This is a genomic window from Xanthomonas sp. NCPPB 3583, from assembly GCF_041475715.2.
Classification (GTDB): Bacteria; Pseudomonadota; Gammaproteobacteria; order Xanthomonadales; family Xanthomonadaceae; genus Xanthomonas; species Xanthomonas euvesicatoria.
On record NZ_CM191263.1, the window covers coordinates 2,120,949 to 2,146,605 of the forward strand.

Annotated in this window: 22 protein-coding genes; 19 read left to right on the plus strand and 3 right to left on the minus strand. The window is 65.9% G+C overall.

Features of this window, described 5'->3' with window-relative positions:
- Positions 1–104: 104 nt before the first annotated feature.
- Positions 105–494 (minus strand): VOC family protein, encoded by a 390-nt coding sequence (locus ACCQ07_RS09445; protein WP_008571467.1) that lies wholly within the window; start codon positions 492–494, stop codon positions 105–107.
- A complete protein-coding gene (locus ACCQ07_RS09450; protein WP_372165738.1) occupies positions 491–1,288 on the minus strand; it encodes an enoyl-CoA hydratase-related protein in 798 nt (265 codons plus the stop codon). Before ACCQ07_RS09450 ends, ACCQ07_RS09445 begins: the two co-directional genes overlap by 4 nt.
- A gap of 114 nt (positions 1,289–1,402) precedes the next feature.
- On the opposite strand from ACCQ07_RS09450, the gene ACCQ07_RS09455 reads away from it, so the two are divergent.
- The 13 genes from ACCQ07_RS09455 (at position 1,403) to recJ (ending at position 16,061) form a co-directional block, all read left to right on the plus strand.
- Entirely contained in the window at positions 1,403–1,651 is a 249-nt protein-coding gene (locus ACCQ07_RS09455; protein WP_003486267.1) for a FeoA family protein, read from the plus strand.
- Positions 1,648–3,507 (plus strand): ferrous iron transporter B, encoded by a 1,860-nt coding sequence (gene feoB, locus ACCQ07_RS09460; RefSeq protein ID WP_014090059.1) that lies wholly within the window; start codon positions 1,648–1,650, stop codon positions 3,505–3,507. The genes ACCQ07_RS09455 and feoB overlap by 4 nt, the downstream gene beginning before the upstream one ends.
- A gap of 1 nt (position 3,508) precedes the next feature.
- The gene (locus tag ACCQ07_RS09465; protein ID WP_057680751.1) at positions 3,509–3,763 is read left to right on the plus strand and encodes a DUF6587 family protein; all 255 of its coding nucleotides are present in this window, start codon (positions 3,509–3,511) and stop codon (positions 3,761–3,763) included.
- Positions 3,764–3,823: 60 nt separating this feature from the next.
- On the plus strand, positions 3,824–4,324 hold the full coding sequence (locus ACCQ07_RS09470) for a hypothetical protein (protein ID WP_008571472.1): 501 nt from the start codon (positions 3,824–3,826) through the stop codon (positions 4,322–4,324).
- Between the two features lie 225 nt (positions 4,325–4,549).
- Positions 4,550–5,752, plus strand: a complete 1,203-nt coding sequence (locus tag ACCQ07_RS09475) for an aminotransferase-like domain-containing protein (protein ID WP_029819289.1) — start codon at positions 4,550–4,552, stop codon at positions 5,750–5,752.
- Positions 5,749–6,468 carry an MOSC domain-containing protein gene (locus ACCQ07_RS09480; RefSeq protein ID WP_372165739.1) on the plus strand — a complete coding sequence of 240 codons (720 nt, stop codon included), beginning with the start codon at positions 5,749–5,751 and terminating at the stop codon, positions 6,466–6,468. The genes ACCQ07_RS09475 and ACCQ07_RS09480 overlap by 4 nt, the downstream gene beginning before the upstream one ends.
- A 671-nt stretch (positions 6,469–7,139) precedes the next feature.
- Positions 7,140–7,856 carry a 4-hydroxy-tetrahydrodipicolinate reductase gene (dapB, locus tag ACCQ07_RS09485; RefSeq protein ID WP_014090062.1) on the plus strand — a complete coding sequence of 239 codons (717 nt, stop codon included), beginning with the start codon at positions 7,140–7,142 and terminating at the stop codon, positions 7,854–7,856.
- A 240-nt stretch (positions 7,857–8,096) separates the two neighbouring features.
- On the plus strand, positions 8,097–9,221 hold the full coding sequence (gene carA, locus ACCQ07_RS09490) for a glutamine-hydrolyzing carbamoyl-phosphate synthase small subunit (RefSeq protein ID WP_218557476.1): 1,125 nt from the start codon (positions 8,097–8,099) through the stop codon (positions 9,219–9,221).
- A complete protein-coding gene (locus tag ACCQ07_RS09495) occupies positions 9,221–9,664 on the plus strand; it encodes a hypothetical protein (RefSeq protein ID WP_078537339.1) in 444 nt (147 codons plus the stop codon). The genes carA and ACCQ07_RS09495 overlap by 1 nt, the downstream gene beginning before the upstream one ends.
- A gap of 8 nt (positions 9,665–9,672) precedes the next feature.
- Complete coding sequence (carB, locus tag ACCQ07_RS09500) at positions 9,673–12,915, plus strand: carbamoyl-phosphate synthase large subunit (RefSeq protein WP_014090065.1); 3,243 nt, start codon at positions 9,673–9,675, stop codon at positions 12,913–12,915.
- A gap of 8 nt (positions 12,916–12,923) precedes the next feature.
- Positions 12,924–13,388, plus strand: coding sequence for a transcription elongation factor GreA (greA, locus tag ACCQ07_RS09505; RefSeq protein ID WP_003486289.1), 465 nt, complete (start codon positions 12,924–12,926; stop codon positions 13,386–13,388).
- Positions 13,389–13,404: 16 nt separating this feature from the next.
- Entirely contained in the window at positions 13,405–14,325 is a 921-nt protein-coding gene (locus ACCQ07_RS09510) for a hypothetical protein (RefSeq protein WP_008571480.1), read from the plus strand.
- Positions 14,322–16,061: a single-stranded-DNA-specific exonuclease RecJ gene (recJ, locus tag ACCQ07_RS09515; protein ID WP_218490194.1), complete on the plus strand. Its 1,740-nt coding sequence runs from the start codon at positions 14,322–14,324 to the stop codon at positions 16,059–16,061. The genes ACCQ07_RS09510 and recJ overlap by 4 nt, the downstream gene beginning before the upstream one ends.
- Positions 16,062–16,134: 73 nt before the next feature.
- On the opposite strand, the gene ACCQ07_RS09520 is transcribed toward recJ, so the two are convergent.
- Positions 16,135–17,349: an acyltransferase family protein gene (locus ACCQ07_RS09520; protein WP_372364012.1), complete on the minus strand. Its 1,215-nt coding sequence runs from the start codon at positions 17,347–17,349 to the stop codon at positions 16,135–16,137.
- Between the two features lie 159 nt (positions 17,350–17,508).
- On the opposite strand from ACCQ07_RS09520, the gene ACCQ07_RS09525 reads away from it, so the two are divergent.
- The 6 genes from ACCQ07_RS09525 to rpfC all read left to right on the plus strand — a co-directional run bounded on the left by ACCQ07_RS09525 (position 17,509) and on the right by rpfC (position 25,645).
- On the plus strand, positions 17,509–18,456 hold the full coding sequence (locus ACCQ07_RS09525; RefSeq protein WP_033478479.1) for a LytTR family DNA-binding domain-containing protein: 948 nt from the start codon (positions 17,509–17,511) through the stop codon (positions 18,454–18,456).
- Between the two features lie 246 nt (positions 18,457–18,702).
- Positions 18,703–19,828, plus strand: a protein-coding gene (gene prfB, locus ACCQ07_RS09530; protein WP_104613799.1) for a peptide chain release factor 2 whose coding sequence is annotated in 2 segments (ribosomal slippage) — positions 18,703–18,777 and positions 18,779–19,828 — 1,125 coding nt in all. Because the reading frame shifts where the segments join, the coding sequence is not laid out codon by codon here.
- Between the two features lie 203 nt (positions 19,829–20,031).
- Positions 20,032–21,549 (plus strand): lysine--tRNA ligase, encoded by a 1,518-nt coding sequence (gene lysS / locus ACCQ07_RS09535; protein ID WP_008571485.1) that lies wholly within the window; start codon positions 20,032–20,034, stop codon positions 21,547–21,549.
- A 140-nt stretch (positions 21,550–21,689) separates the two neighbouring features.
- Positions 21,690–22,826 (plus strand): cyclic di-GMP phosphodiesterase response regulator RpfG, encoded by a 1,137-nt coding sequence (gene rpfG, locus ACCQ07_RS09540; protein ID WP_007963604.1) that lies wholly within the window; start codon positions 21,690–21,692, stop codon positions 22,824–22,826.
- A gap of 1 nt (position 22,827) precedes the next feature.
- On the plus strand, positions 22,828–23,457 hold the full coding sequence (locus ACCQ07_RS09545; protein ID WP_057680748.1) for a hypothetical protein: 630 nt from the start codon (positions 22,828–22,830) through the stop codon (positions 23,455–23,457).
- A 7-nt stretch (positions 23,458–23,464) separates the two neighbouring features.
- A complete protein-coding gene (gene rpfC / locus ACCQ07_RS09550; RefSeq protein ID WP_011347214.1) occupies positions 23,465–25,645 on the plus strand; it encodes a sensor histidine kinase RpfC in 2,181 nt (726 codons plus the stop codon).
- Positions 25,646–25,657 lie beyond the last annotated feature (12 nt).

Here is a 25,657-nt window from a genome sequence, read left to right on the forward strand (position 1 = left end):
GCTCACATCGCAGCGCGCATGACGTCGTGCAGGCATCGCCGCAACTGCGTGCGTGGTGGCGGCCGAATGCGTGGACAAGGAAACCAGGGACATCGGAAAGAGACTCATGCGGGGAGGTGGCAGACCGCTTCGCAATTGTGGCCATCGGGATCGAGCACGAAGGCGCTGTAATAGTGTGGGTGGTAATGCGGGCGCAGCCCGGGCGCGCCGTGATCGCGGCCACCGGCGGCCAGCGCAGCACGATGAAACGCATCCACGCTGTGGCGGTCGCTCGCCGTCAGCGCGACATGGGTGGTGCCCGGCGCCTGCGCGTGGGAGCCCAGCCAGAGAAACGGGCGCTCGGTGCCGAAGCCGGCATGCGCGCGGCCGCCGGTTTGCGCGGCCGTCAGTTCCACCAGCAGCGTGATGCCCAGGGGCGCCAGCGCGGCCCGGTAGAACGCGGTGCTGGTTTGCAGGTCGCTGCAGGCCAGGCCGATATGGTCGATCGCGCTCACGCCATGCTCTCCGGCATCCACGCGGCGCTGCGCTTGTCCAGAAACGCACCCAGGCCTTCCTGGCCTTCGGGCGACACGCGCAGACGGGCAATCAAGGCCGCATTGGCGGCATCGATGGCATCGCGGTCGGCAGTTGGCAGCACCGAGCGCACCAGCGCCTTGGCGCTGCTGGTGGCCAGCGGCGCCGCTGCCAGCAACAGGCGAACCTGGCGTTCCACTGCGATATCCAGCTGGTCGGCGGCCACCACCTGGTGCAGCAGACCCAGCAACTGCGCGGTGCCGGCATCGAAGATCTCGGCGGTTGCGAACCAGCGCCGCGCCTGGCGCGCGCCGATCGCTGCAACCACATAGGGCGAAATGACCGCCGGCAGCAGGCCGAGCTTGCTTTCGGTCAGGCCGAAGCGCGCCTCGGTACAACCGATGGCGATATCGCAACACGCCACCAGGCCGACACCGCCGCCGAAAGCAGCGCCGTTGACGCGCGCGATGGTGGGCTTGGGCAGTTCATCCAGGGTGCGCATCAGCTGCGCCAGCGCCAGTGCGTCGGCGGCGTTCTCGGCTTCGCTGGCGCTGGCCATGCCGCGCATCCAGTTCAGGTCTGCGCCGGCCGAAAAGGCCGCGCCATCACCGGTCAGCACGACGACGCGGACCTGCGACGCCCGGCCCGCCTCGCGTAATGCATCGGTCAACGCCGCGATCAGCGTCGCATCGAAGGCGTTATGTACTGCGGGCCGATGCAATCGCAAGGTGCGGACCGCTCCGTGGTCTTCGACGATCAAGCCGGTGTCCTGCATTGCGTACGTCCATGAATGGGATGCGAACCATGATAGCGGGCCGGGTTGCCGGAGCCATGACGCGGTGCGTCGATGCTAGAATTGAGAACCATTCCTAACAATCAGGCCGTCTTTGTGACGCTGTCCGACATGCCTTTGCATCGCGCCGCCATCGTGGACTCCGTGGAGGATCGTCTCCCCAACGACACGATCGCCCGGCGCTTGCGGGAGTTGGGGTTTGTCGCAGGCGAGGAAGTCACGGTGCTGGCCACCGGGCCGGTCGGCCGCGAACCGTTGTTGGTGCAGGTGGGCTATACGCGTTTTGCCCTGCGGCGCAGCGAGGCTGCGCGCGTGCAGGTGCGCCATGCGGGAGGATCGGCATGAGCGCGGCCACCGTTCCGCTGCGTCTGGCGCTGGTTGGCAACCCCAACAGCGGCAAGACCGCACTGTTCAACCAGCTGACCGGCAGCCGGCAGAAAGTGGCCAATTACACCGGCGTCACCGTCGAGCGTAAGGAAGGCCACTTCCGCGCACCGTCCGGGCGCGACTTTGCGGTGCTGGATCTGCCCGGCGCCTACAGCCTGCAACCGGCGAGCCTGGACGAGGCGATCACCCGCGACCTGTGCCGTGGCTTTTATCCGGGCGAGCCGGCGCCGGACGTGCTGGTCTATGTGATGGATGCGACCAATCTGCGCCTGCATCTGCGCTTTGCGTTGGAACTGCGCGAGCTCGGCCGGCCGATGATCGTGGCGCTGAACATGATGGATGCCGCACAGCGACGCGGCATTGTCATCGACCTGCCGGCGCTGGAGCAGGCGCTCGGCGTGCCGGTGGTCGAAACGGTAGCGGTGCGGCGCGGTGGTGCCAAGGTGCTGGTCGAGCGGCTCGACGCGCAGGCGGCACGCCTGGCGGCGCCCGCCGCCAATCCGCCGGCCGACGGTAATTATCACGCGCTGGTGCGGCAGATCCTGAGTGCAGCGGTGACCATGCCCACCCGCACCTCGCGCGTGGACGATGCGCTGGACCGCTGGCTGCTGCATCCGATCTGGGGCCTGGTCACGCTGGCGGTGGTGATGTTCCTGATCTTCCAGGCGGTCTATGCCTGGGCTGCGCCGGTCATGGACCTGATCGACGGCGGCACCGCCGCCTTGGGCGAATGGGTCGGCGCGACGTTGCCGGAAGGTCCGCTCAACAGCTTGCTCAAGGATGGCGTCATCGCCGGGCTGGGCGGGGTGATCGTGTTCCTGCCGCAGATCCTGATCCTGTTCGCCTTCATCCTGGCCTTGGAAGAATCCGGCTACCTGCCGCGTGCGGCGTTTCTGCTCGATCGCATGATGTCGGTGGCCGGTTTGTCGGGGCGCTCGTTCATTCCGCTGTTGTCGAGTTTTGCCTGTGCGGTGCCGGGCATCATGTCCACACGCAGCATCCAGGACCCGCGCGACCGGCTCGCCACCATCATGGTCGCGCCGCTGATGACGTGTTCGGCGCGGTTGCCGGTGTATGCGTTGTTGATTGGCGCCTTCATTCCGCAGAAGACCGTGTGGGGCATCTTCAACCAGCAGGGACTGGTGCTGTTCGGGCTGTATGCTGCGGCCATCGTCAGTGCGCTGCTGGTCTCGTGGACGATGAAGAAATGGCGGCGCGACAAGAGCGAGCACCCGTTGATGCTGGAGCTGCCGTCCTACCGCGTGCCGCAGGTACGCGACTTGGCGCTGGGGCTGTGGGAGCGCGCCTGGATCTTCCTCAAGCGCGTGGGCGGCATCATCCTGGCGCTGACCATCCTGCTGTGGTTCCTGCTGTCGTTTCCCGAGGCGCCGGCCAATGCCACCTTGCCGGCAATCGACTACAGCTTCGCCGGTCGTATCGGCCACGCAATGGCAGTGTTCTTCGCACCGCTGGGCTTCAACTGGCAGATCTGCATCGCATTGATTCCCGGCCTGGCCGCACGCGAAGTGGCGGTGGCCTCGCTGGCCACGGTGTACGCGTTGTCTGCTGCCGACGACGACGCGGCAGCGCAGGCGTTGTCGCCGTTGATCAGCGACGGGTGGTCGCTGGCCACCGCGCTGTCGCTGCTGGTCTGGTACATCTACGCACCGATGTGCATCTCCACGCTGGCCACGATCAAGCGCGAAACCAACTCGTGGAAGCAGATGACCATCAGCGCGGTGTACCTGTTCGCGCTGGCCTACCTGGCGTCGCTGGTGACCTACCAGCTGGCCGTGCTGCTGGGGGCCGGCTGAGATGACGCTTTCGTTTACGCTGCAATACCTGGTGATCGCCATCGCAGTGCTGGTCAGCCTGTGGGTGGTGATGAAGAAACAGTTTCCCGGTGTGCTGCGTCGCCTGCGTGGCGCGCTCGCGCTTGGGCTGCTGCGCAGCGGGCGGCCGGCATGGGTGCAGGCACTGGGGCGTCGCGTAGCACCGCCTGCCGCCCAAAACGTCTCCGCCTGCGGTGGTTGCGACAGCTGCGGCCCGACACCGCCCCGCAGCCATTGACCCCCGTCGTCTGGTCTACACTTGCGCGGCCGCAGGACGCGGCCAGACAAGGGGGCGGTGATGCGTTTGCTGGTGTTGTTGGCGGTGCTGGCCGCCGTTGCGGGTCTCTATAACTATGGCGGCAACGCGCTCGACGAGAAGCAGGTGCGCGATTTCTATGCCGCGCACGACAAGGCGATGTTGAGCCAGGACGGCGAGGCGCTCTGCGCAATGACCGCGCCGGAATTCGAAATGGTGGTGCTGTACCGCATGGATTCCCATCAGCAGCGGCAGACCGCCAACCGCGAGAAATATTGCAAATCCAACGGCGAATGGGCGCAGGTGCTGCGGCAGATGAGTCACGTGGCCGATCCGGAAGAGCTGATCGACTACAAACAGTCCATCACCAAGATCGATATCGCCGCAGACGAACATTCGGCGATGGTCGAAACGCGTGCCACGCTCGGTCTGCCGGGCGTGCGCATGACCTTTCGCACACGCGACAAGGTGATCCGCAAGCGCTGGAAGACGCTCATCGCCCACAGCGAAGGCACCGCCTGGGTCGGCCCGGCGTATCAATAAGCGCAGCTGACCAAGTGACTGCGCTTGCCCCAGCGGCGCGGTCGTCGCTGGATGCGGCCTGTGCGATGCAGACAGGGCAGTTGCAATGCGCGCTCCACGGTTGGCTGGCGATTGCCGGCGACGTGCTGCCGGTCTCCCGGCTCCGTGCCGGGTCAGGCGAGCGGCCAGCGCTCCGTCGCTGCACTGCACAGCGCCGCAACCACTGGCGTTCGCTATGCTTGCGCCATGACGACTTCCTTCCAGATCTCCCGACGTGCGCAGGCGCTGACCAGTTCGGCGATTCGCGAAATCCTCAAGGTGACCGAACGGCCGGAGGTCATTTCCTTCGCTGGCGGCCTGCCGTCGCCGGCCACCTTTCCGGTGGAGCGCATGCGCGCTGCCAGCGACCAGGTGCTGCGCGACGCCCCGCAGGCAGCCTTGCAATACGGCCCAACCGAAGGTTATGCGCCGCTGCGCGAATGGGTGGCCGCGCGGCTGAGTCGCGATGGCGCCAGCATCCGGCCCAGCCAAGTGCTGATCACCACCGGCTCGCAACAAGGCCTGGACCTGCTCGGCAAGGTCTTCATCGACGAAGGCAGCAAGGTGTTGGTGGAAACGCCGAGCTACCTGGGCGCGCTGCAGGCGTTTTCGTTGTTCCAGCCCGCCTTCGTTGGCATGCCCTCGGACGAGGACGGTGTGGTGGTGGATGCGCTGGATCCGGCGCTGCTGGCCGATGCGCGCTTTCTGTACTGCCTGCCGAATTTTCAGAATCCCACCGGCCGGCGCTTGCCGCTGGCGCGTCGCCAGGCCTTGGTGGCGCGTGCTGCCGAGACAGGCGTGCCGATTGTCGAAGACGACCCGTACGGCGAGCTGTACTACAGCGGGCAGCCGTTGCCGAGTCTGTTGTCGATGAACCCCGAAGGCGTCATCTACATGGGCTCCTTTTCCAAGGTGCTCGCGCCCGGCCTGCGGCTGGGCTACGTGGTGGCGCCCGAAGCGGTGTTGGGCAAGCTGATCCAGGCCAAGCAGGCGGCCGATCTGCATACCCCATCGTTTACCCAGCGCGTGGTGTACCAGACACTGCAGGACGATTTTCTCCAGACCCATATTCCGCAGATCCGTGCGCTGTACGCGCGCCAGTGCAGCCTGATGCTTGAGGCACTGGACCGGCACTTCCCGTCGCAGGTGCAATGGAATCGCCCGGAAGGCGGCATGTTCTTGTGGGTGACCTTGCCGCCGGGGTTGGATGGGACCGCGTTGCTGGCGCGGGCCATCGCACGCAATGTCGCGTTCGTACCCGGCGCGCCGTTCTTCGCCACCTTGCCGCAGACCAATACGCTGCGTCTGTCGTTCGTCACCGTGCCCGGCGAGAAGATCGATGCCGGCATCCAGGTGCTGGGCGAGTTGCTGCGCGAGGCGCTGGCCGAATTGCCAGGGCTGGGTGCGTGACGATGGCGACCGCAGAGCAGGGTGCGCAGATCGCGATCAGGATCGACCACGTCGCCATCGGCAGCGCGCGCGACTTCACTCGACCTGGCAGCCGCAGTGCGATCGACAAACGTCCGCTGCAGGGAGCGGTGCAGGTCGGCCTCGAAGGCCTGGAGGGCGACGAGCAGGGCGACCGGCGCGTGCATGGCGGGCCGGACAAGGCCATCCATCATTACCCGCGCGATCACTACGCCGCCTGGCGCGACGAACTTGGTCCGCACGTGCTGCTGGAGGCGGCAGGTGCCTTCGGCGAAAACCTCAGCAGTGTGGGCGTGACCGAAGCCGATGTCTGTCTTGGCGATCGCTTCACCTTGGGCACGGCGGTGGTGGAGGTGTCGCAGTTGCGACAGCCGTGCTGGAAGCTGTCGGACCGTTTTGGTGTGCGCGAGCTGGCGCGCCGTGTACAGGAGACCGGCCGAACCGGCTGGTATTACCGCGTGCTGCAGCCGGGCAGCGTCGCGGCCGGCGACCTGCTGACCCTGCAGGCGCGGCCGCATCCGGATTGGCCGCTGTCGCGTCTTCAGCAGGTGCTGTACGCCCGTCAGGTCGATGTTGCAGCTGTCACCGCGGTATTGCAGCTGCCGCTCGTGCCGTCCTGGCGCACGCTTTTCGAACGCCGCCTGCAGCGTAGCGAAGTGGAAAGCTGGAGCAAGCGGCTGGAAGGTGTCGGCGATTAGAGCGCGTTATGCACGTTGGGATGGGGTGCGTCGGCCGCCAGCGGCACGGAGCAAATGCGGAGCGGCGCCGGCTTGGCTGGCGCCAACGCAAGCCGCGCGGCGCGCGCTCCGTGCCGCTGGCGGCCAACCCTCCGGGAAGCGCCCTGTGACGCGCCGATGCCGCGTTGCGCGCCTTGCCCAGGAGGCCAGCCTTGGTAAGGCGCACGCCTTCTTAACGCGCCACAGGACGCTTCGCGCTCACCGTAAGGCGCATAAAACGCTCTAAGCGCGGCTGACAAAGCTGCTGCGCAGTGCCAGGCGGATGTGGTCGCTGCGTCCTTGGCTAGTAGAGCACCGTTATGCGCTTGCGCCGCGCATTCCAGGCCTGGGTGACGATGGCGCGCTACGTTGCGATAGCCACGCGTAGAGCGGCCGACATCACCGCCTACATGGTTGGGTGCATGCCGGGTGCGGAGTGGGCAAAGTCCGGTTGCATTCCCGCGGTTCTCTACTTCTCAGCACCCATCCAGGAGCCGTTCGCCAGGCCTCGTCGCCCACCCCGAAGGCGACCGGTCGCCTCACCACGCAATGCCGCATCGTGCGCAATGCGGCGCCGCGGTGACGACTCGCTAATCGCAAATCCCCAATCCCGGCTATCGTGTACCACCCACATCGCCAAGCCAGCCGCCGCCATGACAACCTCTGCTGTGAAAGTTCTGATCCACGGGGCCTCCGGGCGGATGGGCAAGGCGTTGCTGCGATTGGCTGCCGAAGACCAGAGCTTGCAGGTGGTTGGCGCCGTGGTGGGCCGCTCGCCCTCCCAGCGCGTGGTCGATGGGGTGCCGTTCTTCGCTGCCAGCGAACTCGGCGGCGCGCCTGCGTTCGATGTGGCCATCGATTTCAGTCTGCCGCAGGGCTTCGCACCGATCCTGGCGTTGTGCGCACAGCGCGGCAAGCCGTTGGTGTCCGGTACTACCGGGCTCGACGAGGCGCAGCGTGCGGCCTTGCGCGATGCCGCCCAGCAGATCGCGCTGGTGTGGGCCTCCAACTTCAGTCTCGGCGTTGCGGTGCTGACAGAGCTGGTGGAGCGCGCGGCCGGCACCTTGCCGGGTTGGGACTGCGACATCCTCGAAGCGCATCACGTGCACAAGCAGGACGCGCCCTCCGGCACCGCGTTGACGCTGGGCGAAGCGGCGACCGGCAGCGGCGCCCAGCCGCGCTATGTCAGCTTGCGTGCCGGCGACATCGTCGGCGAACACACCGTGCAGTTCACCGGGCTGGGCGAGCGGGTCGAGCTGGTACATCGCGCAACCAACCGCGACATCTTCGCGCGCGGTGCCTTGCATGCGGCCAAGCGGCTGATCGGCAAGCCGGCAGGCAGCTACCGCGTGCGCGATCTGGTGCTGTAAGCACGCCTGCAGCCATGCATGAACGGTAGCCGCACGCCGCGGCCTATTCATGCCTCGGCATTGCTGCCGCGACTGCATCCGGTGCTCTTCAGACTGGCATGGCGGGGCAGTTGCCTTTACAATTCTCGCTTGCCCGAACCAGCGTCGGACCGGTCCCCAGCACCGCGTCCGCGCTTTGCTGCAACCGGAATTTGGCCGGGAGCGCATCGGAGTCCCAGGCAGCCAGAGCGAGACCCCCACGTGACCCAACCCGCAATCCTTGTCCTCGAAGACGGCACCGTGTTCGAGGGCGAATCCGTAGGCGCCAACGGGCTTTCCGTCGGTGAAGTGGTGTTCAACACCGCCATGACCGGCTACCAGGAAGTCCTGACCGATCCCTCCTACGCCCGCCAGATGGTCACGCTGACCTATCCGCATATCGGCAACACGGGCTTCACCGATCAGGACGACGAAGCCCGCAAGATCTGGGCCGCCGGCCTGATCGTGCGCGATGTGCCGCGCCGCCCCAGCAACTGGCGCAGCCAGGTGGCCTTGCCGGAATGGCTGCAGGCCCGCGGTGTAGTCGCCATCTCCGGCATCGACACCCGCAAGCTCACCCGCCTGCTGCGGCAAAAGGGCGCCCAGAACGGTGCGCTGATGGCGGGCGAGATCGACGTCAAAAAAGCACTGGAAGCCGCGCGCAAGTTCCCCGGCCTGAAAGGCATGGATCTGGCCAAGGTGGTCTCGACCGAGAAGACCTACCTGTGGACCGAGGGCCAGCTGGATCTGGATGCCAACGCCTTCGTCAGCGTGCCGGCCAAATACAAGGTCGTGGCCTACGACTACGGCGTGAAGCTCAACATCCTGCGCATGCTGGCCGAGCGCGGCTGCGACGTCACGGTGGTGCCGGCGCGCACGCCGGTGGCAGAGGTACTGGCGCTGCAACCCGATGGCGTGTTCCTGTCCAATGGCCCGGGCGACCCGGAGCCGTGCGACTACGCGATCGATGCGATCAAGGAATTGATCGCGCAGAAGGTGCCGACCTTCGGCATCTGCCTGGGCCATCAGTTGCTGGCGCTGGCCGCCGGCGCCAAGACGCTGAAGATGACCACCGGCCATCACGGCGCCAACCACCCGGTGCAGGATCTGGACGGCGGCCGGGTGATGATCACCTCGCAGAACCACGGTTTTGCGGTGGATGAAAGCACCTTGCCGGCCAATGTGCGGGTGACCCATCGGTCGTTGTTCGATGGCACCAACCAGGGCATCGCGCTCACCGACGCACCGGCTTTCTCGTTCCAGGGCCATCCGGAAGCCTCGCCGGGACCGCGCGATGTGGGGCCGTTGTTCGATCGGTTCGTGGATCTGATGGCGGCACGCGCCTGATGAAAACGGGGCTGGCCTCGCTGCCGCGCACACGCCATTGGCGGGTGTTTGCGTTGGCGATGCTGGCGCTGTCCGCGTATCCGGCCTTCGTGTTGGTTGCGGTGTATTCGCAGTGGCTGGGTTCAGGCCTCCCCGGCGGGCGCAACGGCCCGGCCGATGCCTACCGACACAGTCTTGCGAGCGCCATCGTCGCCTACAGCTTGTCCCCGCGTTGCGTGGATTGGGTGACTGCCGTGATGGAACGCGGTGGCGTTGGCACGCCGAGCCGCGCGATGGATGCGCATAACAACGGGATTGGCGCGCGCATCGGCGCCGCCGCTCCCAGCTGGGCCGCGATGCAGCGAGAGGTTCGCGCCGCGGTCGACCATGGCGCGATCAATGCCCGATCGCCCGACCAAATTACCTGGCTCGCCGCTACGGCGTGGCAGGACCGACTTTACTGAGGACCCCCATGCCAAAGCGCACCGACCTAAAAACCATCCTGATCATCGGCGCCGGCCCGATCGTCATCGGCCAGGCCTGCGAGTTCGATTACTCCGGCGCGCAGGCGTGCAAGGCGCTGCGCGACGAGGGTTACCGCGTGGTGCTGGTCAACAGCAATCCGGCCACCATCATGACCGACCCGAACATGGCAGACGCCGTGTATATCGAGCCGATCAACTGGCAGACGGTCGAAAAGATCATCGCCAAGGAAAAGCCCGATGCCCTGCTGCCGACCATGGGCGGGCAGACCGCGCTGAACTGCGCGCTGGACCTGGCCGACCACGGTGTGCTGGAGAAGTACAACGTCGAGCTGATCGGTGCCAAGCGCGAAGCGATCCGCATGGCCGAAGACCGCGAGCTGTTCCGCGTGGCGATGGGCGAGATCGGGCTGGATTGCCCGACGGCGGCGGTTGCCCACACGCTGGAAGAAGCGCTGGAGATCCAGACCCGCGTCGGTTACCCGACCATCATCCGCCCCAGCTTCACCCTGGGCGGTAGCGGCGGCGGCATCGCCTACAACCGCGAAGAGCTGATCGAGATCGTTGGCCGCGGCCTGGAACTGTCGCCGACCACCGAAGTGCTGGTGGAAGAATCGGTGCTGGGTTGGAAAGAATTCGAGATGGAAGTGGTGCGCGACACCGCCGACAACTGCATCATCGTGTGCGCCATCGAAAACCTCGACCCGATGGGCGTGCACACCGGCGACTCGATCACCGTGGCGCCGGCGCAGACGCTCACCGACAAGGAATACCAGCGCCTGCGCGATGCCTCGATCGCGGTGCTGCGCAAGATCGGCGTGGATACCGGCGGCTCGAACGTGCAGTTCGGCATCAGCCCGACCACCGGCCGCGTGGTCGTCATCGAAATGAACCCGCGCGTATCGCGTTCCTCGGCGCTGGCCTCCAAGGCCACTGGCTTCCCGATCGCCAAGGTCGCCGCCAAGCTGGCCGTGGGCTACACGCTGGACGAATTGAAGAACGAGATCACCGGCGGTCTGACCCCGGCCTCGTTCGAGCCGTCGATCGACTACGTGGTCACCAAGATTCCGCGCTTTGCTTTCGAAAAATTCCCGCAGGCCGATGCGCGCCTGACCACGCAGATGAAGTCGGTGGGCGAGGTGATGGCGATGGGCCGCACCTTCCAGGAATCGCTGCAGAAAGCGCTGCGTGGCCTGGAAACAGGCAAGATCGGCCTGGATCCGACCGGCCTGGACCTGAGCAGCGAAGACGACATCGCCACGCTCAAGCGCGAGCTCAAGGCACCGGGCCCGGAGCGTTTGTTCTACGTGGCCGATGCCTTCCGTGCCGGCATGACGGTGGCCGATGTGTATGCGCTGTCGTTCATCGACCCCTGGTTCCTGGACCAGATCGAAGAAATCATCAGCCACGAACAGCAGCTGGCCGACGACGGCATGGCGGCGCTGGACGCACCGCGCCTGCGCATGCTCAAGCGTGCCGGGTTCTCCGATGCGCGCATGGCGCAGCTGATCGGCAGCAACGAAGAATCGGTGCGCACGTTGCGCCGCGCGCTGAAGGTGCGCCCGGTCTACAAGCGCGTGGACTCATGCGCTGCCGAATTCGCCACCAGTACGGCCTATCTGTACTCGACCTACGAGGACGAATGCGAGGCGCTGCCGACCGATCGCGACAAGATCATGATCCTGGGCGGTGGCCCCAACCGCATCGGCCAGGGCATCGAGTTCGATTACTGCTGCGTGCACGCGGCACTGGCGCTGCGCGATGATGGTTTCGAAACCATCATGGTCAACTGCAATCCGGAAACCGTCTCCACCGATTACGACACCTCCGACCGCCTGTACTTCGAGCCGCTGACGCTGGAAGACGTGCTGGAAATCGTCGAGCTGGAAAAACCCAAGGGCGTGATCGTGCAGTACGGCGGCCAGACTCCGCTGAAGCTGGCGCGTGCGCTGGAAGCCAACGGCGTGCCGGTGATCGGTACTTCGCCGGACTCGATCGACCTGGCCGAAGACCGCGAGCGTTTCCAGCAGTTGGTCGACAAGCTCGGCCTGAAGCAGCCGCCAAACCGCATCGCCCGCAATGCCGAAGAAGCCTTGGTGCTGGCACGCGAAATCGGCTACCCGCTGGTGGTGCGCCCGAGTTACGTGCTGGGCGGCCGTGCAATGGAAATCGTCTATGGCGAGTCCGACCTGGCGCGCTACGTGCGCGATGCGGTCAAGGTCTCCAACGATTCGCCGGTGCTGCTGGACCGCTTCCTGGACAACGCGGTGGAAGTGGACGTGGACATCATTGCCGACAAGGACGGCAACGTGCTGATCGGCGGGGTGATGGAACACATCGAAGAAGCCGGCGTGCACTCGGGCGATTCGTCGTGCTCGCTGCCGCCATATTCGCTCTCGCCGCAGACCCAGGCCGAGCTGCGTCGCCAGGTGGTGATGCTGGCCGAAGGCTTGAACGTGGTCGGCCTGATGAACACCCAGTTCGCGGTGCAGGTCAACGAAGCGGGCGACGACATCGTGTACCTGCTGGAAGTGAACCCGCGTGCCTCGCGCACGGTGCCGTTCGTGTCCAAGGCGATCGGCATGCCGCTGGCCAAGATCGCTGCACGTTGCATGGCCGGCAAGACGCTGGCCGAGCAGGGCGCCACCAAGGAAATCGTGCCGGACTATTACTCGGTGAAGGAAGCGATCTTCCCGTTCGCCAAGTTCCAGGGTGTGGACCCGATCCTCGGGCCGGAGATGCGCTCCACCGGCGAGGTGATGGGCGTGGGCCGCAGCTTCAGCGCCGCGTTCGCACGCGCGCAGGAAGCCGGTGGCATCAAGGCGCCGCCGGTCGGCAAGGCCTTCGTCTCGGTGCGCGACCCGGACAAGCAGCGCGTGCTGCCGGTGGCGCAGGCGCTGGTGGAGCGTGGCTTCACGCTGGTGGCCACGCGCGGTACCGGTGCGTGGCTGCAGCAGAACGGGCTGAGCTGCGAAATCGTCAACAAGGTGGCCGAAGGCCGCCCGCACATCGTCGATTCGATCAAGAACGGCGAGATCGTCTACATCGTCAACACCACCGAAGGTCGCGCCGCCATTTCGGATTCGTTCTCGATCCGCCGCGAAGCGCTGCAGCATCGCGTGACCTATTCGACCACTGTCGCCGGCGCCAAGGCGCTGGTGCAATCGCTGGAATTCCGCGGCACCGGCCCTGTGTGGTCGCTGCAGGAACTGCACAAGGAGCTGGAAGCATGAGAGCACCCATGACATCGAAGGGCGCGCAGCGCCTGCGCGAAGAGCTGGAGCATTTGAAGTCGGTCAAGCGCCCCGAGGTGATCAATGCGATCGCCGAAGCGCGTGCGCACGGCGACCTGAAGGAAAATGCCGAATACCACGCCGCGCGCGAGCAGCAGAGCTTCATCGAAGGCCGCATCAAGCAGCTAGAAAGCGAGCTTTCGCATGCCGAAATCATCGATATCACCAAGTTGTCGGCCGGCACCAAAATCGTGTTTGGCGCCACGGTGACGCTGGCCGATACCGAAACCGACGAAGAGAAGCGCTACCAGATCGTTGGTGATCTGGAGGCGGACATCAAGATGGGCCTGATCGCGATCTCCTCGCCGCTGGCGCGCGCGCTGATCGGCAAGCTGGAAGGCGATTCGGTGACCATCGATGCGCCGGCCGGCCAGCGCGAGTACGAAGTCGTCAGCGTCGCCTACCTGGACTGACCGGCATCACTGCGCGATGACCACCGCCACGCTGCTGCTGCCGGAAAAACGCCGTCTGCCCGGAACCCTGGGCGACACGGCAGTGGCGCGTGCGCTTGCGCGCGCCGACGGACACAGCGCCGATGCCGGCGAAGTGGCGCAATTGCAGCGCCATTTCAGCCTGACCCCGGCGCACTGGCCAGTGGCGGCGTTGACGCGCCAGCTGGATGCCGGCGATGCCGCCGGCGCCACCTGGGTGCGCGCGGATCCGGCCTATGTGGTGCCGGACATGCAGGGTGCGCGGCTGATGGGCTACGGCGAGGCGCTCGGCCCCACCGCCGACGATCTGGCGGTGCTCTTGCCCATCCTCAAGCCGATGTTCGGCGATGCTGGCTTTCTGCTGGATGCGCCCACGCCCTCGCGTTGGTATCTGCGCCTGTCGCCGGATGCGAAGTTGCCGGACTTCGCACCGCCGGATGTCGCCATTGGCGACGACTTGTTCGAGCACCTGCCGGCCGGCGACAGCGGGCGCCGCTGGCGGGCCCTGCTGACCGAAGCGCAGGTGCTGCTGCATCAACATCCCTGGAATGAAGGTCGCGTCGCCAGCGGCAAGCCGGCCATCAATTCGCTGTGGTTCTGGGGTGGCGGCGTCCTGCCGCACGCGGTGAGTTCGCCGCATCGCCAGGTGCGCAGTCGCGAATCGCTGCTGCGCGCGCTGGCGCTGGCGGCAGGTGCCGATGCGCAGGGCGAACAACGCGTCGATGCGCTGGTGGATCTGCGTCATCTGCGTTCGCTGCAGCAGTTCAGCGACGATGCGGTGGCGCCGCTGCTGGCGGCGATGGCGCGCGGCGAACTGGATCGGCTGGTGCTGGACTTCCAGGACGGCGAAAGCGTAGCGCTCACGCATGCGCAGCGCTGGCGTTTCTGGCGCAAGCCGCGGGTGCAGCTGGCGCAATGACGTCGCCTCCGCGGATCGTCCGGCGCCCCTCCGGGCAGGCCGGCAGCTGGCCCGATACCATGTTGCCGCTGCTGCGTCGCATCTATGCAGCGCGTGGCGTCACCGATGCGCAAGGCGCGCAGCCGCGACTGGGCCAGTTGTTGTCGCCGGAATTGCTGCACAACAGCGGCGTGGCCGCCGAGCTACTGGCCGATGCGATCGCGCAGCAACGGCGCATTCTGGTGGTGGGCGATTTCGACTGCGATGGCGCCACCGCCTGCGCCGTCGGTGTGCGCGGCCTGCGCATGCTCGGTGCGCTGGATGTGCACCACGCCGTGCCCAATCGCATGGTGCACGGCTATGGCCTGTCGCCTGCGTTGGTCGACGAACTGGCGGCGTTGCAGCCGGATGTGCTGGTCACCGTCGATCACGGCATCGCCTGTCACGCCGGCGTGGCCGCAGCCAAGGCGCGCGGCTGGACGGTGCTGGTCACCGACCACCACCTGCCGGGCGAGATGCTGCCGCCGGCCGATGCGATCGTCGACCCGAACCTGGCCGAAGACACCTTCCCCAGCAAGACCCTGGCCGGGGTCGGGGTGATCTTCTATGTGTTGCTCGCATTGCGCAGCGTGTTGCGCAAACGCGGCGCCTTCGCCGGGCGCCCCGAGCCGGATTTGTCGGTGCTGCTGGATCTGGTCGCAGTCGGTACCGTTGCCGATCTGGTACCGCTGGACACCAATAACCGTGCGCTGGTGTCGGCCGGATTGCGTCGCCTGCGTGAGGGCAAGGGCTGCATCGGGTTGCGGGCCTTGATCGATGCCAGCGGCCGCGATGTGGCGCGGCTGAGCGCCAGCGATATCGGGTTTGCGCTCGGGCCGCGCCTCAATGCCGCCGGTCGGCTCGAGGACATGGCGCTGGGCATCGAACTGTTGCTCAGTGAAGACTGGAGCCAGGCCCGCGAGATCGCCGGCACGCTGGAAGAGATCAACGCCGAGCGCCGCGCGGTGCAGCAGTTGATGACCGACGATGCCGAGCACGCCGTCACCAAGGTGGTGCTGGATGGCGATGGTGCATTGCCGATCGCCGCATGCCTGTTCGATGCCGAATGGCACCCGGGCGTGATCGGTCTGGTGGCCTCCAAACTCAAGGACCGCCTGCACCGCCCGGTGATCGCCCTGGCACCGGCCGAGCCGGGCAGCAGCCAGTTGCGTGGCTCGGCGCGTTCGATTCCCGGCCTGCATATCCGCGATGTGCTGGCGGCGGTGGACGCGCGGCATCCCGGGCTGATCCAGAAGTTCGGTGGCCATGCGATGGCGGCCGGGTTGAGTATCGACCATGCGGTATTGGCCACGTTCGAGCAGGCCTTCCTGGCGCAGGTGACGGCGATGGTGGATGCCTCGCTGCTGCATGCCCAATTGCACAGCGACGGCGAACTGGCCGCGCACGAACTCGATCACCTGCATGCCGAAGCGCTGCGCGTGGCCGGTCCGTGGGGGCAGGGCTTTCCAGAACCGCTGTTCGATGGTCAGTTCGAGGTGCTGCAGCACCGCGTACTCAAGGACCGCCACCTCAAGTTGACCCTGCGGTGCCCCGGACGCGCCGAGCCGCTCAATGCCATCCACTTCAACGGCTGGCGCGGCAGCGACCCCGCGCGCTTGGTGCGGCTGGCGTATCGGTTGGTCGCCGACGACTACCGCGGCGGCACGGCGGTGCAGTTGATCGTGGAGCATTGCGAGCCGGTGACCGTCACTGGCTGATCTGCGATCTGATCGCCGCCCAGGTTTGTGACAGTCGCTTGGCGTCGTCTCGAACGTGCGATTGGCGAGATTGTTACGACGCGACTGCCGTAACACCGAGCCGGCGCGGCGCAGCCTGCGTGCGCCCACGCAAGCCGAACAACGGCCGCAACCAACGCACCCGCCGGATCACGTACTCATGCAGCGCCAGACAGCCGGTCACCGTGGCGGCGATCACCAGCGCCGGTTCCAGCCAGGCGTTCAACTGCAACGGCATCAACCAGTACAGCGCCACGATGATCAGGCTCTGATGCAGGATGTACCAGGGAAACACCGCTTCGGTGCAATAAGGCAGCCAGCGGAACGGCCGGTTCAAACGCTGCTTGGCCCAGCCCAGCAGGGTCAGCAGCGCCAGCCAGGTATAGGCCGCGCGTGCGGCGTGTTCCAGGCCTTCCCATGGCAGCGCGGCCAATGCCGGCGGCAGCTGCGCGGGCTGCACGTGCATGCCCAGATAACGAATGCCCAACTCTGTGGTAATGGCCAGCACCGCAGTGACCAGGGTGAGCCAGCGCAGTTGCACGGCCAGCTGCCAGAAGCGTTCGCTGCGTGCCAACAGATAGCCCAAGAGGAACAGTGGGAACGATTCGGCATGCACGAACCAGTCGCCCACCAACGCATGGGTCGGCGGATGGCGCGGCATCACCCACATCACGCAGAACGCTTCCCACAGGATCGGCAACACCAGCAGGGCGGGCACCACCACTGCGGCGGGAAGCGGCGGTAAGGCCGGCAGCCGCACCAGCCTGGCCAGCGACACCAGCGCCATCAGGGCCACCGTGTAGGGCAGCAGGTAGGCCAGGTACCACAGGTGATTCCAGCTGATGCCGTGTTCCCAGCCATCGAAGCTGCCGGCCGGCCATGGGCGCACCTGCCAGTAGCGCAGCAGGAAGCTGCCGAAGCCGGTGGCGACCTTGCCGTTGCTCACGCCCTGGCAGTAGGCCTGCACCGCCACCACCACGAACATGCCGAACAGCAAGGGCGGCAGCAACCGCCCGCAACGACGCAACGCGAAGCGCCACGGCGCGGCTTGCGGCTGCGACAACCCGATCGCAATGCCGGAGATCATGAACAACAACGGCATGCGCCACCGGTTGAGCACGATCATCGGCCACTGCAGCCACTCGGCCGTGTGCACGCTCTTGAGGTGGAACCCCCAGTCGGACACATAGGCCATGCCCACGTGGTAGAGGATCAGCAGGGCGAAGGCGAAAACGCGCAAGGCGTCGATATCGTGGCGGCGCTCGGTCATGGTCGGTAGCTGGTGAAGAAGTGGATGCATCCTGCCCGCGGCCCCGCTCCAGCAGTGGTGTCAGGGGTGGAAAGCCCGGCCCGCAGTGACCAGTCGTGCCCACCCGGGGACGAATCGGGATGGCAGGGATGGCGGTTTCGCCTTGCCGCGCAGGCCTCTATGATCGGCAGCTGCCAACAGCGGACGTGTGCAATGCAATCGACCGGGACGCGCCCGCCAATCCTCCACGACAGCGCCAGCCGCGCTGCCACACGCTGGGCGGTGGTGATCTGGTCGCTGGTGTTCTATCTGAGCGCGCTGGGCAACGTCTGGACCGCCTGGCTTGCCGCGCGCCGCGATGGCCAGCCCATCGTGGTGTGGCAGGTGCTGAGCTGGGAGCTGAGCAGCGCCACCGCAGCGCTGCTGCTGTTGCCGGCGGTGGTGTGGCTGTGCGCACGCTGGCCGTTGCATGCCGATGTCTGGGTGCGACGCCTGCCGGCGTATGTGATGGCTGCATTGGGCTGGTGGCTGCTGCATGTCGCCGGCATGGTGGTGCTGCGCATGCTGGTCTATGCCCTGGCCGGCGCACACTACGATTTCGGCGGCTGGCTGCAGTGGGTCTACGAGCTGTCCAAGGACCTGCGCACCTTTGCGCTGCTGGTGGCGGTGCAGCACACACTGGCCTGGTACGCACGGCGGCGTCAGGGCGAGGCGCACCTGCTCGCCGCACCTGACGAAGGCCCGCCAGTGGAGCCGCTGGATCGCCCGGAGCGTTTTCTGGTGCGCAAGCTGGGACGCGATTTCCTGGTCGCGACCGCCGATATCGAGTGGATCCAGGCCTCGGGCAACTACGTCAACCTGCATGTGCGCGGTCACGATTACCCGTTGCGCAGCACCATGGCGGCAATCGAGGCGAAGCTGGACCCGGCCGTGTTCGTGCGCATCCACCGCAGCTATCTGGTCAATCTGGGGCAGGTGCAGGCGATCGAGCCGTCCGATTCCGGCGACGCGCGCGTCCATCTGCGCGATGCCAGCGTGCTGCCGTGCAGTCGCAGTCACCTGGCAGGTCTGCGGACCCATGCCGGGCAGGGCGCTGCTGCTCCGAGACCTGACGCACTGGTGGTCTAACCCCTGCTGCGCGCCCGGGGTGACCAGCGTCTGGTCCCAACTTCGTCCCTGGCCCAGGCGCCGCCAGGTCGCAGCTGCTGCGACACCGACGCGCGACGGTGGCCATCGACGGAACCTGCGTTCGCGCGTGGCAGCCAGGCGCCTGGGGTGTGGCGGGTGTTGCAGCGCGCGCGGCCACGGTTCCACCGCGTTCCGCCGTCGCCGCCCGCTTGCTAAACTATCCCGCTTGTTTGCCGGAAGTCCGTCATGATCGAAACCAATCCGATCCGCCAGCGCATCACCGATCTCAACGATCGCGTGCTCTCGCTCAGGGGGTATCTTTGACTACGACGCCAAGAAAGAGCGTCTAGAGGAAGTCAGCCGGGAGCTCGAAAGCCCGGATGTGTGGAACGACGCCGAACGCGCGCAGGCCCTGGGCCGCGAGCGGTCGATGCTGGAAAAGACCGTGATCGGCATTGCCGATGTGCTGTCGGGCCTGGCCGATGCAGGCGACCTGCTGGAGCTGGCCGAGAGCGAACAGGACGAAGACACTGCGTTGGCGGTGATCGCCGATCTGGACAACTACCAGGCGCATGTCGAAAAGCTGGAATTCCAGCGCATGTTCTCCGGCCAGATGGACAGCGCCAACGCGTTCGTCGACATCCAGGCTGGCGCCGGCGGCACCGAGGCGCAGGACTGGGCCGAAATCCTGCTGCGCATGTATCTGCGCTGGGCCGAATCGCGCGGCTGGAAAACCGAGCTGATGGAAGTCTCCGGTGGCGAAGTGGCGGGCATCAAGTCGGCCACCGTGCGCATCGAGGGCGAATACGCCTATGGCTGGTTGAAGACCGAGATCGGCGTGCACCGGCTGGTGCGCAAGTCGCCGTTCGACTCGGACAACCGCCGGCACACCAGCTTCACCTCGGTGTTCGTGTCGCCGGAAGTGGACGACAACATCGAGATCGACATCAACCCGGCCGACCTGCGTACCGACGTGTATCGCTCCTCCGGTGCCGGTGGTCAGCACGTCAACAAGACCGAATCGGCGGTGCGTATCACGCACATCCCGACCAATACCGTGGTCGCTTGCCAGACCGGTCGCAGCCAGCACCAGAATCGCGACAACGCGATGAAGATGCTGGCCGCCAAGTTGTACGAACTGGAAGTGCAGAAGCGCAACGCCGAGAAGGACGCCTTGGAAGCGACCAAGTCCGACATCGGCTGGGGCAGCCAGATCCGCAATTACGTGCTCGACCAGAGCCGCATCAAGGACCTGCGCACCGGCATCGAACGCAGCGATACGCAGAAGGTGCTCGACGGCGACCTGGACGAATTCGTCGAGGCCAGCCTGAAGGCCGGTCTGGCAGCAGGGTCCAAACGCCTGGACGCCTGACCGCCGCGCCAGGTCGCCGTTGCGACGGCATCCTGGCGCATCGCTGCAGTGCCTGTGACGCAGCGTTGCCAATGCGATGCGGCTTTCGGGTAACCCGGTGACCGCGTGCCTTCGTCACGTCATCGTTGTAAATAAGCGTGCCGGCACCGCCGGTTCCTCATTCCCCCGGGCACCCGCCCGACCCAAGCAGACCGATCCCCGCCATGACCGAGCAGACCCCCGCGCCGCAGATCCCCGCCGACGAGAACAGCCTCATCGCCGAGCGTCGCGCGAAACTGGGCGCGTTGCGCGGGCAGGGCATCGCCTACCCGAACGACTTCGTGCGCGAACACTTCGCCGGCGACCTGCAGGCAGAATTCGCCGACGCCGACACCTGGACCCCTGAAGCGCTGGAAGCCAGCGGGCGCACGGTCAGGATGGCTGGCCGCCTGATGGCCAAGCGGGTGATGGGCAAGGCCAGCTTTGCGCAGATCCAGGACGAATCCGGGCGTGTGCAGCTGTTCCTGCAGGGCAATGTGCTCGGCGATGCCTATACCGCGTTCAAGGGCTGGGATGTGGGCGACATCGTGGCGGTGGAGGGTGGGCTCACCCGCACCAAGACCGGCGAACTGTCGGTCAAGGCCGGCGCGCTGCGCCTGCTGACCAAGTCGCTGCGCCCGTTGCCGGACAAGTGGCATGGCCTGTCGGACGTGGAGCAGCGTTACCGCCAGCGGTATGTCGACCTGATCGTGACGCCCGAAGCGCGCGAGGTCTTCATCAAGCGCTCCAAGATCATCCGCGCCATGCGCGCCTGGCTGGACGCGCGCCGCTTCCTGGAAGTGGAAACGCCGATGATGCATTACATCCCCGGCGGCGCCACGGCCAAGCCGTTCACCACCCACCACAATGCGCTGGACCTGGATCTGTACCTGCGCGTTGCCCCCGAGCTGTATCTCAAGCGTCTGGTGGTCGGTGGGCTGGAGCGTGTCTACGAGATCAACCGCAACTTCCGCAACGAAGGCGTGTCGACCCGGCACAACCCCGAGTTCACCATGCTCGAGCTCTACGAGGCCTATGCCACGTACCACCAGATCATGGACCTGACCGAGCAGGTGATCCGAGACACCGCACAGACGGTGCTGGGGACCACCCAGGTGAGCTGGGATGGCGCCGATATCGATCTGGCGCCGGCTTTCCGGCGCTGGCGCATGGATGAGGCCGTTCGCCACCACAATCCGGAGATCAGCGCCGCCGACTGCACCGACCGGGAGGCGCTGCTGCGCCATTGCGAGCGGCTGAAGATCCGGGTCAAGCCGTCCTACGGCTGGGGCAAGCTGCTGCTGGAGATCTTCGAAGCCACCGTCGAGCACACCCTGGTGCAGCCGACCTTCATCACCGACCACCCGGTCGAAGTGTCGCCGCTGGCGCGTTCCAGCGACACCGAGCCGGGGTACACCGACCGCTTCGAGCTGTTCATCAACGGCAAGGAGCTGGCTAACGGCTTCTCCGAGCTCAATGACCCCGAAGACCAGGCCGCACGTTTCCAGGCGCAGGTGCAGGCCAAGGACGGTGGCGACGACGAAGCGATGCATTTCGATGCCGATTACATCCGTGCGTTGGAGTACGGCATGGCGCCGACCGGCGGCCTGGGCATCGGGATCGACCGTCTGGTGATGCTGCTGACCGGCAGCACCTCGATCCGCGATGTCCTGCTGTTCCCGTATATGCGTCCGGAAGCCTGATTTTTTTGTGCCGGCGGTGTGCCGACGGCACAGATACTGCATATGCTAGGGCGGAGCCTCGAACAGCGTATCGTTCGGGGGAGTCGGCACAGGGGCCGGCGTCATCGCTTTTCCGTTCTCGAGATAGAGGAGCAACGGCTATGCAGGATGTTTTAGGGGGTCCGGGCGGCGCATTGTCGACGGATACATGGGGAAGCTGGGCGGAAAAGGCGGATCTGGGATTGAACATCGTCATTGTCGATGACCAGATGTCCGCGCGAACGATGCTGCGCCATGTCATCGAGGACATTGCGCCGGAGCTCAAGGTCTACGACTTCGGCGATCCGCTCGACGCCCTGGCCTGGTGCGAAGCCGGGCGCGTGGACTTGTTGCTGCTGGACTACCGCATGCCGGGCATGGACGGTCTGGAATTCGCGCGTCGGCTGCGCCGGCTGCCCAGCCATCGTGATATTCCGATCATCCTGATCACCATCGTGGGCGATGAGCCGATTCGTCAGGCGGCGCTGGAAGCGGGCGTGATCGACTTCCTGGTCAAGCCGATCCGTCCGCGCGAGTTGCGGGCGCGCTGCTCCAACCTGCTGCAGCTGCGCCAGCAGAGCGAAAGCGTCAAGCAACGCGCGTTGTCGCTGGAGCAGCGCCTGCTGGCAAGCATGAACGAGGTCGAAGAGCGCGAGCGCGAAACCCTGTCGCGGCTTGCGCGCGCGATCGAGTATCGCGATTCGGGCACCAGCGCGTTCCTGGAGCGCATGTCGCACGTGGCCGGCCTGATCGCCGAGCAACTGGGGCTGTCGGAAGAGGAGGTGCGCATCATCGAGATGGCCGCACCGCTGCACGACATGGGCAAGATCGCCATTCCCGATTCGGTGCTGCTCAAGCCCGGCAAGCTTACCGATGACGAAATGAGCGTGATGCGGCGCCATCCGCGCATCGGCTACGAGCTGCTCAGCGGCAGCCAGAACCGTTTCATCCAGGTCGGCGCGTTGATTGCGCTGCGTCACCACGAACGTTATGACGGCACCGGTTATCCGGATGGCCTGGTCGGTGAGGCGATTCCGCTGGAAGCGCGCATCGTCGCAGTGGCGGATGTGTTCGACGCCTTGCTGTCGCCGCGCCCGTACAAGGAGGCCTGGACCATGGACGCCGCGCTGGCCTATCTGTATGCCCAACGTGGCCGCCTGTTCGACCCGCGCTGCGTGGATGCCTTGTTGCGCGGCCGCGCGCAGTTGGAGCAGATCTGTGGCGAGTTCTCCACCGCATCGGCGCGACCCGGGGTGTGAGGTGAGGGCGGCGCTTGCCCAGCTGCGTCGGCGACTCGCACGGCGCCCCGACAGCGAGCACGGTCAGGCGTTGGTGCGCATCGTGATGCTCTGGCTGATCCTGGCCTACACGCTGGTCTGCGCCCCGCATTGGCAACTGAGCGATGACCATCTGCAGCGATTGCTGTGCCTGGTCGCGATCGGGCACGGTGGGGCATTGCTGCTATTTGCGTGGATCGTTGCGAAGCCGCGGCCCTCGCACCTGCGCCGGACGCTCGGCATGCTGGCGGACTATGGCCTGCTCAGTCTGGCGATGACCTGGTTCGCCGCTCCGATGGCCTGCCTGTACGTGGTGGTGATGTGGGTCACGATCGGCAATGGCTTGCGCTTTGGCAGGCATGCACTGCACACGGCGGTGGCCATGGCCGTGCTCAGTTTTGGCGCGACGCTTGCCAATAGCCCATATTGGCAACAGCGGATCGAGCTCGGGATCGCCCTGTTGGCGGCGCTGGTGGTCATTCCTCTGTCGTTGTTGCGGCTGATGCAGGACAGTGCCGATGCCGCTGCGCGTATCGCCGCGTATGCCCATGGCGCCGATGCTGCAGGACCGCGCGGCCCACTTTCATCCCCATCGAAGCGACCGCAGGTCTGAGGCGTCTATGAAGTCTCCATTGCCATGGTTGAAGCGGCGTCTTTCGGGGCGGGCGGATTCGGAACACGCGCAGAACCTGATCCGCATCATCATCACCACGCTGTTCATTTCTTACCTGGGGTGGCGCTACCACCACACCCATGGCGATACGCTGATGGCCACCTGGTTGATCCTGGTCGGCGAGCTGGTGGTGTCGCTGGGGCTGATGGTGGCGATCCTGCTGCGGCCGCACGTGTCGCACACGCGTCGCCTGATCGGCATGGTGCTCGACTACACCTGCACCGGCGCAATCATGGCAATCCAGGGCGAACCGGCTTCGCCGCTGTATGCGGTCTGCATGTGGGTGACCATCGGCAATGGCTTGCGCTACGGCAGTCCCTATCTGCGTGCCGCCACGGCGATGGCCAGCCTGAGTTTTCTCAGCGCGATCCTGATTTCGCCTTACTGGAAGGCCAATCCCTATCTGAGCTGGGGGTTGTTGCTGGGCTTGATCGCCGTGCCGCTGTACTTCGACTCGTTGTTGCGTGCGATGACGCGCGCGGTACGCGAGGCGCGGCATGCCAACCAGGCCAAGAGCCGTTTCCTGGCCAATATGAGTCACGAATTCCGCACCCCGTTGAATGGGTTGTCGGGTATGACCGAAGTGCTGGCCACCACGCGTCTGGATGCAGAGCAGAAAGAATGCCTGAATACCATCCAGGCCTCGGCGCGCAGCCTGCTGTCGCTGGTGGAAGAAGTGCTCGATATTTCTGCGATCGAGGCGGGCAAGATCCGCATCGATCGCCGCGATTTCTCGCTGCGCGAGATGATCGGCTCGGTCAACATGATTCTGCAGCCGCAGGCCAAGACACGCGGACTGGATTACGCTACCGAGGTGGCCACCGACGTACCGGACCTGCTCAAGGGCGACACCGGCCATCTGCGCCAGGTGTTGCTCAACCTGTTGGGTAATGCGGTCAAGTTCACCGAGCACGGGCATGTGCTGCTGCGGGTCGCGCGGGTTTCCGGCAATGGTGCCGACACGATGCGGCTGCGTTTCGATGTCGAAGACAGCGGCATCGGCGTGCCGATGGACATGCGTCCGCGCCTGTTCGAGGCGTTCGAGCAGGCGGACGTGGGTTTGTCGCGCCGCTATGAAGGCACCGGCCTGGGGACCACGATCGCCAAGGGCCTGGTCGAGGCCATGGGCGGCGCGATTGGCTTTGCGCCCAATCCATCCGGCGGCAGCGTGTTCTGGTTCGAGCTACCGCTGGAGATCGGCGTATTGGAGACGGCGGCGCCGGCTCGCTCGCCAGTCGGGGCGCTGCTGGAGACTCCCGACGAGCTGGAAGCCTCCAACGTCATCGCCTTTTCCAACCCGTTTCTGCGTCACCGCGCGCGCGTGCGCAGCATGCGCATGCTGGTGGCCGACGACCATGAAGCCAATCGCATGGTGTTGCAGCGATTGCTGGAGAAGGCAGGGCATAAGGTGGCGTGCGTCAACGGCGCCGAGCAGGTGCTGGACGCGATGGCCGAGGAGGATTTCGATGCGGTGATTGTGGATCTGCATATGCCGGGCATGAGCGGCCTGGACATGCTCAAGCAGTTGCGCGTGATGCAGGCCAGCGGCATGCGCTACACCCCGGTGGTGGTGCTCAGTGCCGACGTCACGCCAGAAGCGATCCGCGCCTGCGAACAAGCTGGCGCACGCGCGTTCCTGGCCAAGCCCGTGGTGGCTGCCAAGCTGCTCGATACGCTGGCCGAACTCGCCGTCAGCACCCGTGCGCTGGCGACGCCGGCGACGGTGGTGCAGGCATCGACCAGTTTCGAAGGCGTGCTCGATGCCAGCGTGCTGGACGAACTGGCGGCGTTGGGCATGGGCGAAGAATTCGAACGTCAGTTCGTCCGGCAGTGTCTGGATGATGCGCACAACTGCGTGGGCGCGATCGAGCGCGATGGCACGCGCTCGGATTGGGAACAATTGCGCGAAAGCGCCCACGCATTGCGCGGCGTTGCCAGCAATCTGGGGCTGGCCCAACTGGCCGGCAGTGGCGGTGAGCTGATGCGCATGGCCGATTGGCAGCTGCAGGCCGAATGGCGACAGCGGCTGTCGGCGTTGCGCGACCAATTGCAGACCGGAAAGGATGCACTCGCCGCGCGCGTACAAAGCGCCAACGACGACGAGCGCTCCCCCCGGAGTAGTGAATAGCCCGCCAACGCA

Coding starts and splice junctions, on each gene's coding strand:
- ACCQ07_RS09450 (WP_372165738.1), bottom strand. CDS start 1,288: ATGCAGGACACCGGCTTGATCGTCGAAGACCACGGAGCGGTCCGCACC.
- feoB (WP_014090059.1), top strand. CDS start 1,648: ATGAGCGCGGCCACCGTTCCGCTGCGTCTGGCGCTGGTTGGCAACCCC.
- ACCQ07_RS09465 (WP_057680751.1), top strand. CDS start 3,509: ATGACGCTTTCGTTTACGCTGCAATACCTGGTGATCGCCATCGCAGTG.
- ACCQ07_RS09470 (WP_008571472.1), top strand. CDS start 3,824: ATGCGTTTGCTGGTGTTGTTGGCGGTGCTGGCCGCCGTTGCGGGTCTC.
- ACCQ07_RS09475 (WP_029819289.1), top strand. CDS start 4,550: ATGACGACTTCCTTCCAGATCTCCCGACGTGCGCAGGCGCTGACCAGT.
- dapB (WP_014090062.1), top strand. CDS start 7,140: ATGACAACCTCTGCTGTGAAAGTTCTGATCCACGGGGCCTCCGGGCGG.
- ACCQ07_RS09495 (WP_078537339.1), top strand. CDS start 9,221: ATGAAAACGGGGCTGGCCTCGCTGCCGCGCACACGCCATTGGCGGGTG.
- carB (WP_014090065.1), top strand. CDS start 9,673: ATGCCAAAGCGCACCGACCTAAAAACCATCCTGATCATCGGCGCCGGC.
- greA (WP_003486289.1), top strand. CDS start 12,924: ATGACATCGAAGGGCGCGCAGCGCCTGCGCGAAGAGCTGGAGCATTTG.
- ACCQ07_RS09510 (WP_008571480.1), top strand. CDS start 13,405: ATGACCACCGCCACGCTGCTGCTGCCGGAAAAACGCCGTCTGCCCGGA.
- recJ (WP_218490194.1), top strand. CDS start 14,322: ATGACGTCGCCTCCGCGGATCGTCCGGCGCCCCTCCGGGCAGGCCGGC.
- ACCQ07_RS09520 (WP_372364012.1), bottom strand. CDS start 17,349: ATGACCGAGCGCCGCCACGATATCGACGCCTTGCGCGTTTTCGCCTTC.
- ACCQ07_RS09525 (WP_033478479.1), top strand. CDS start 17,509: ATGATCGGCAGCTGCCAACAGCGGACGTGTGCAATGCAATCGACCGGG.
- lysS (WP_008571485.1), top strand. CDS start 20,032: ATGACCGAGCAGACCCCCGCGCCGCAGATCCCCGCCGACGAGAACAGC.
- rpfG (WP_007963604.1), top strand. CDS start 21,690: ATGCAGGATGTTTTAGGGGGTCCGGGCGGCGCATTGTCGACGGATACA.
- rpfC (WP_011347214.1), top strand. CDS start 23,465: ATGAAGTCTCCATTGCCATGGTTGAAGCGGCGTCTTTCGGGGCGGGCG.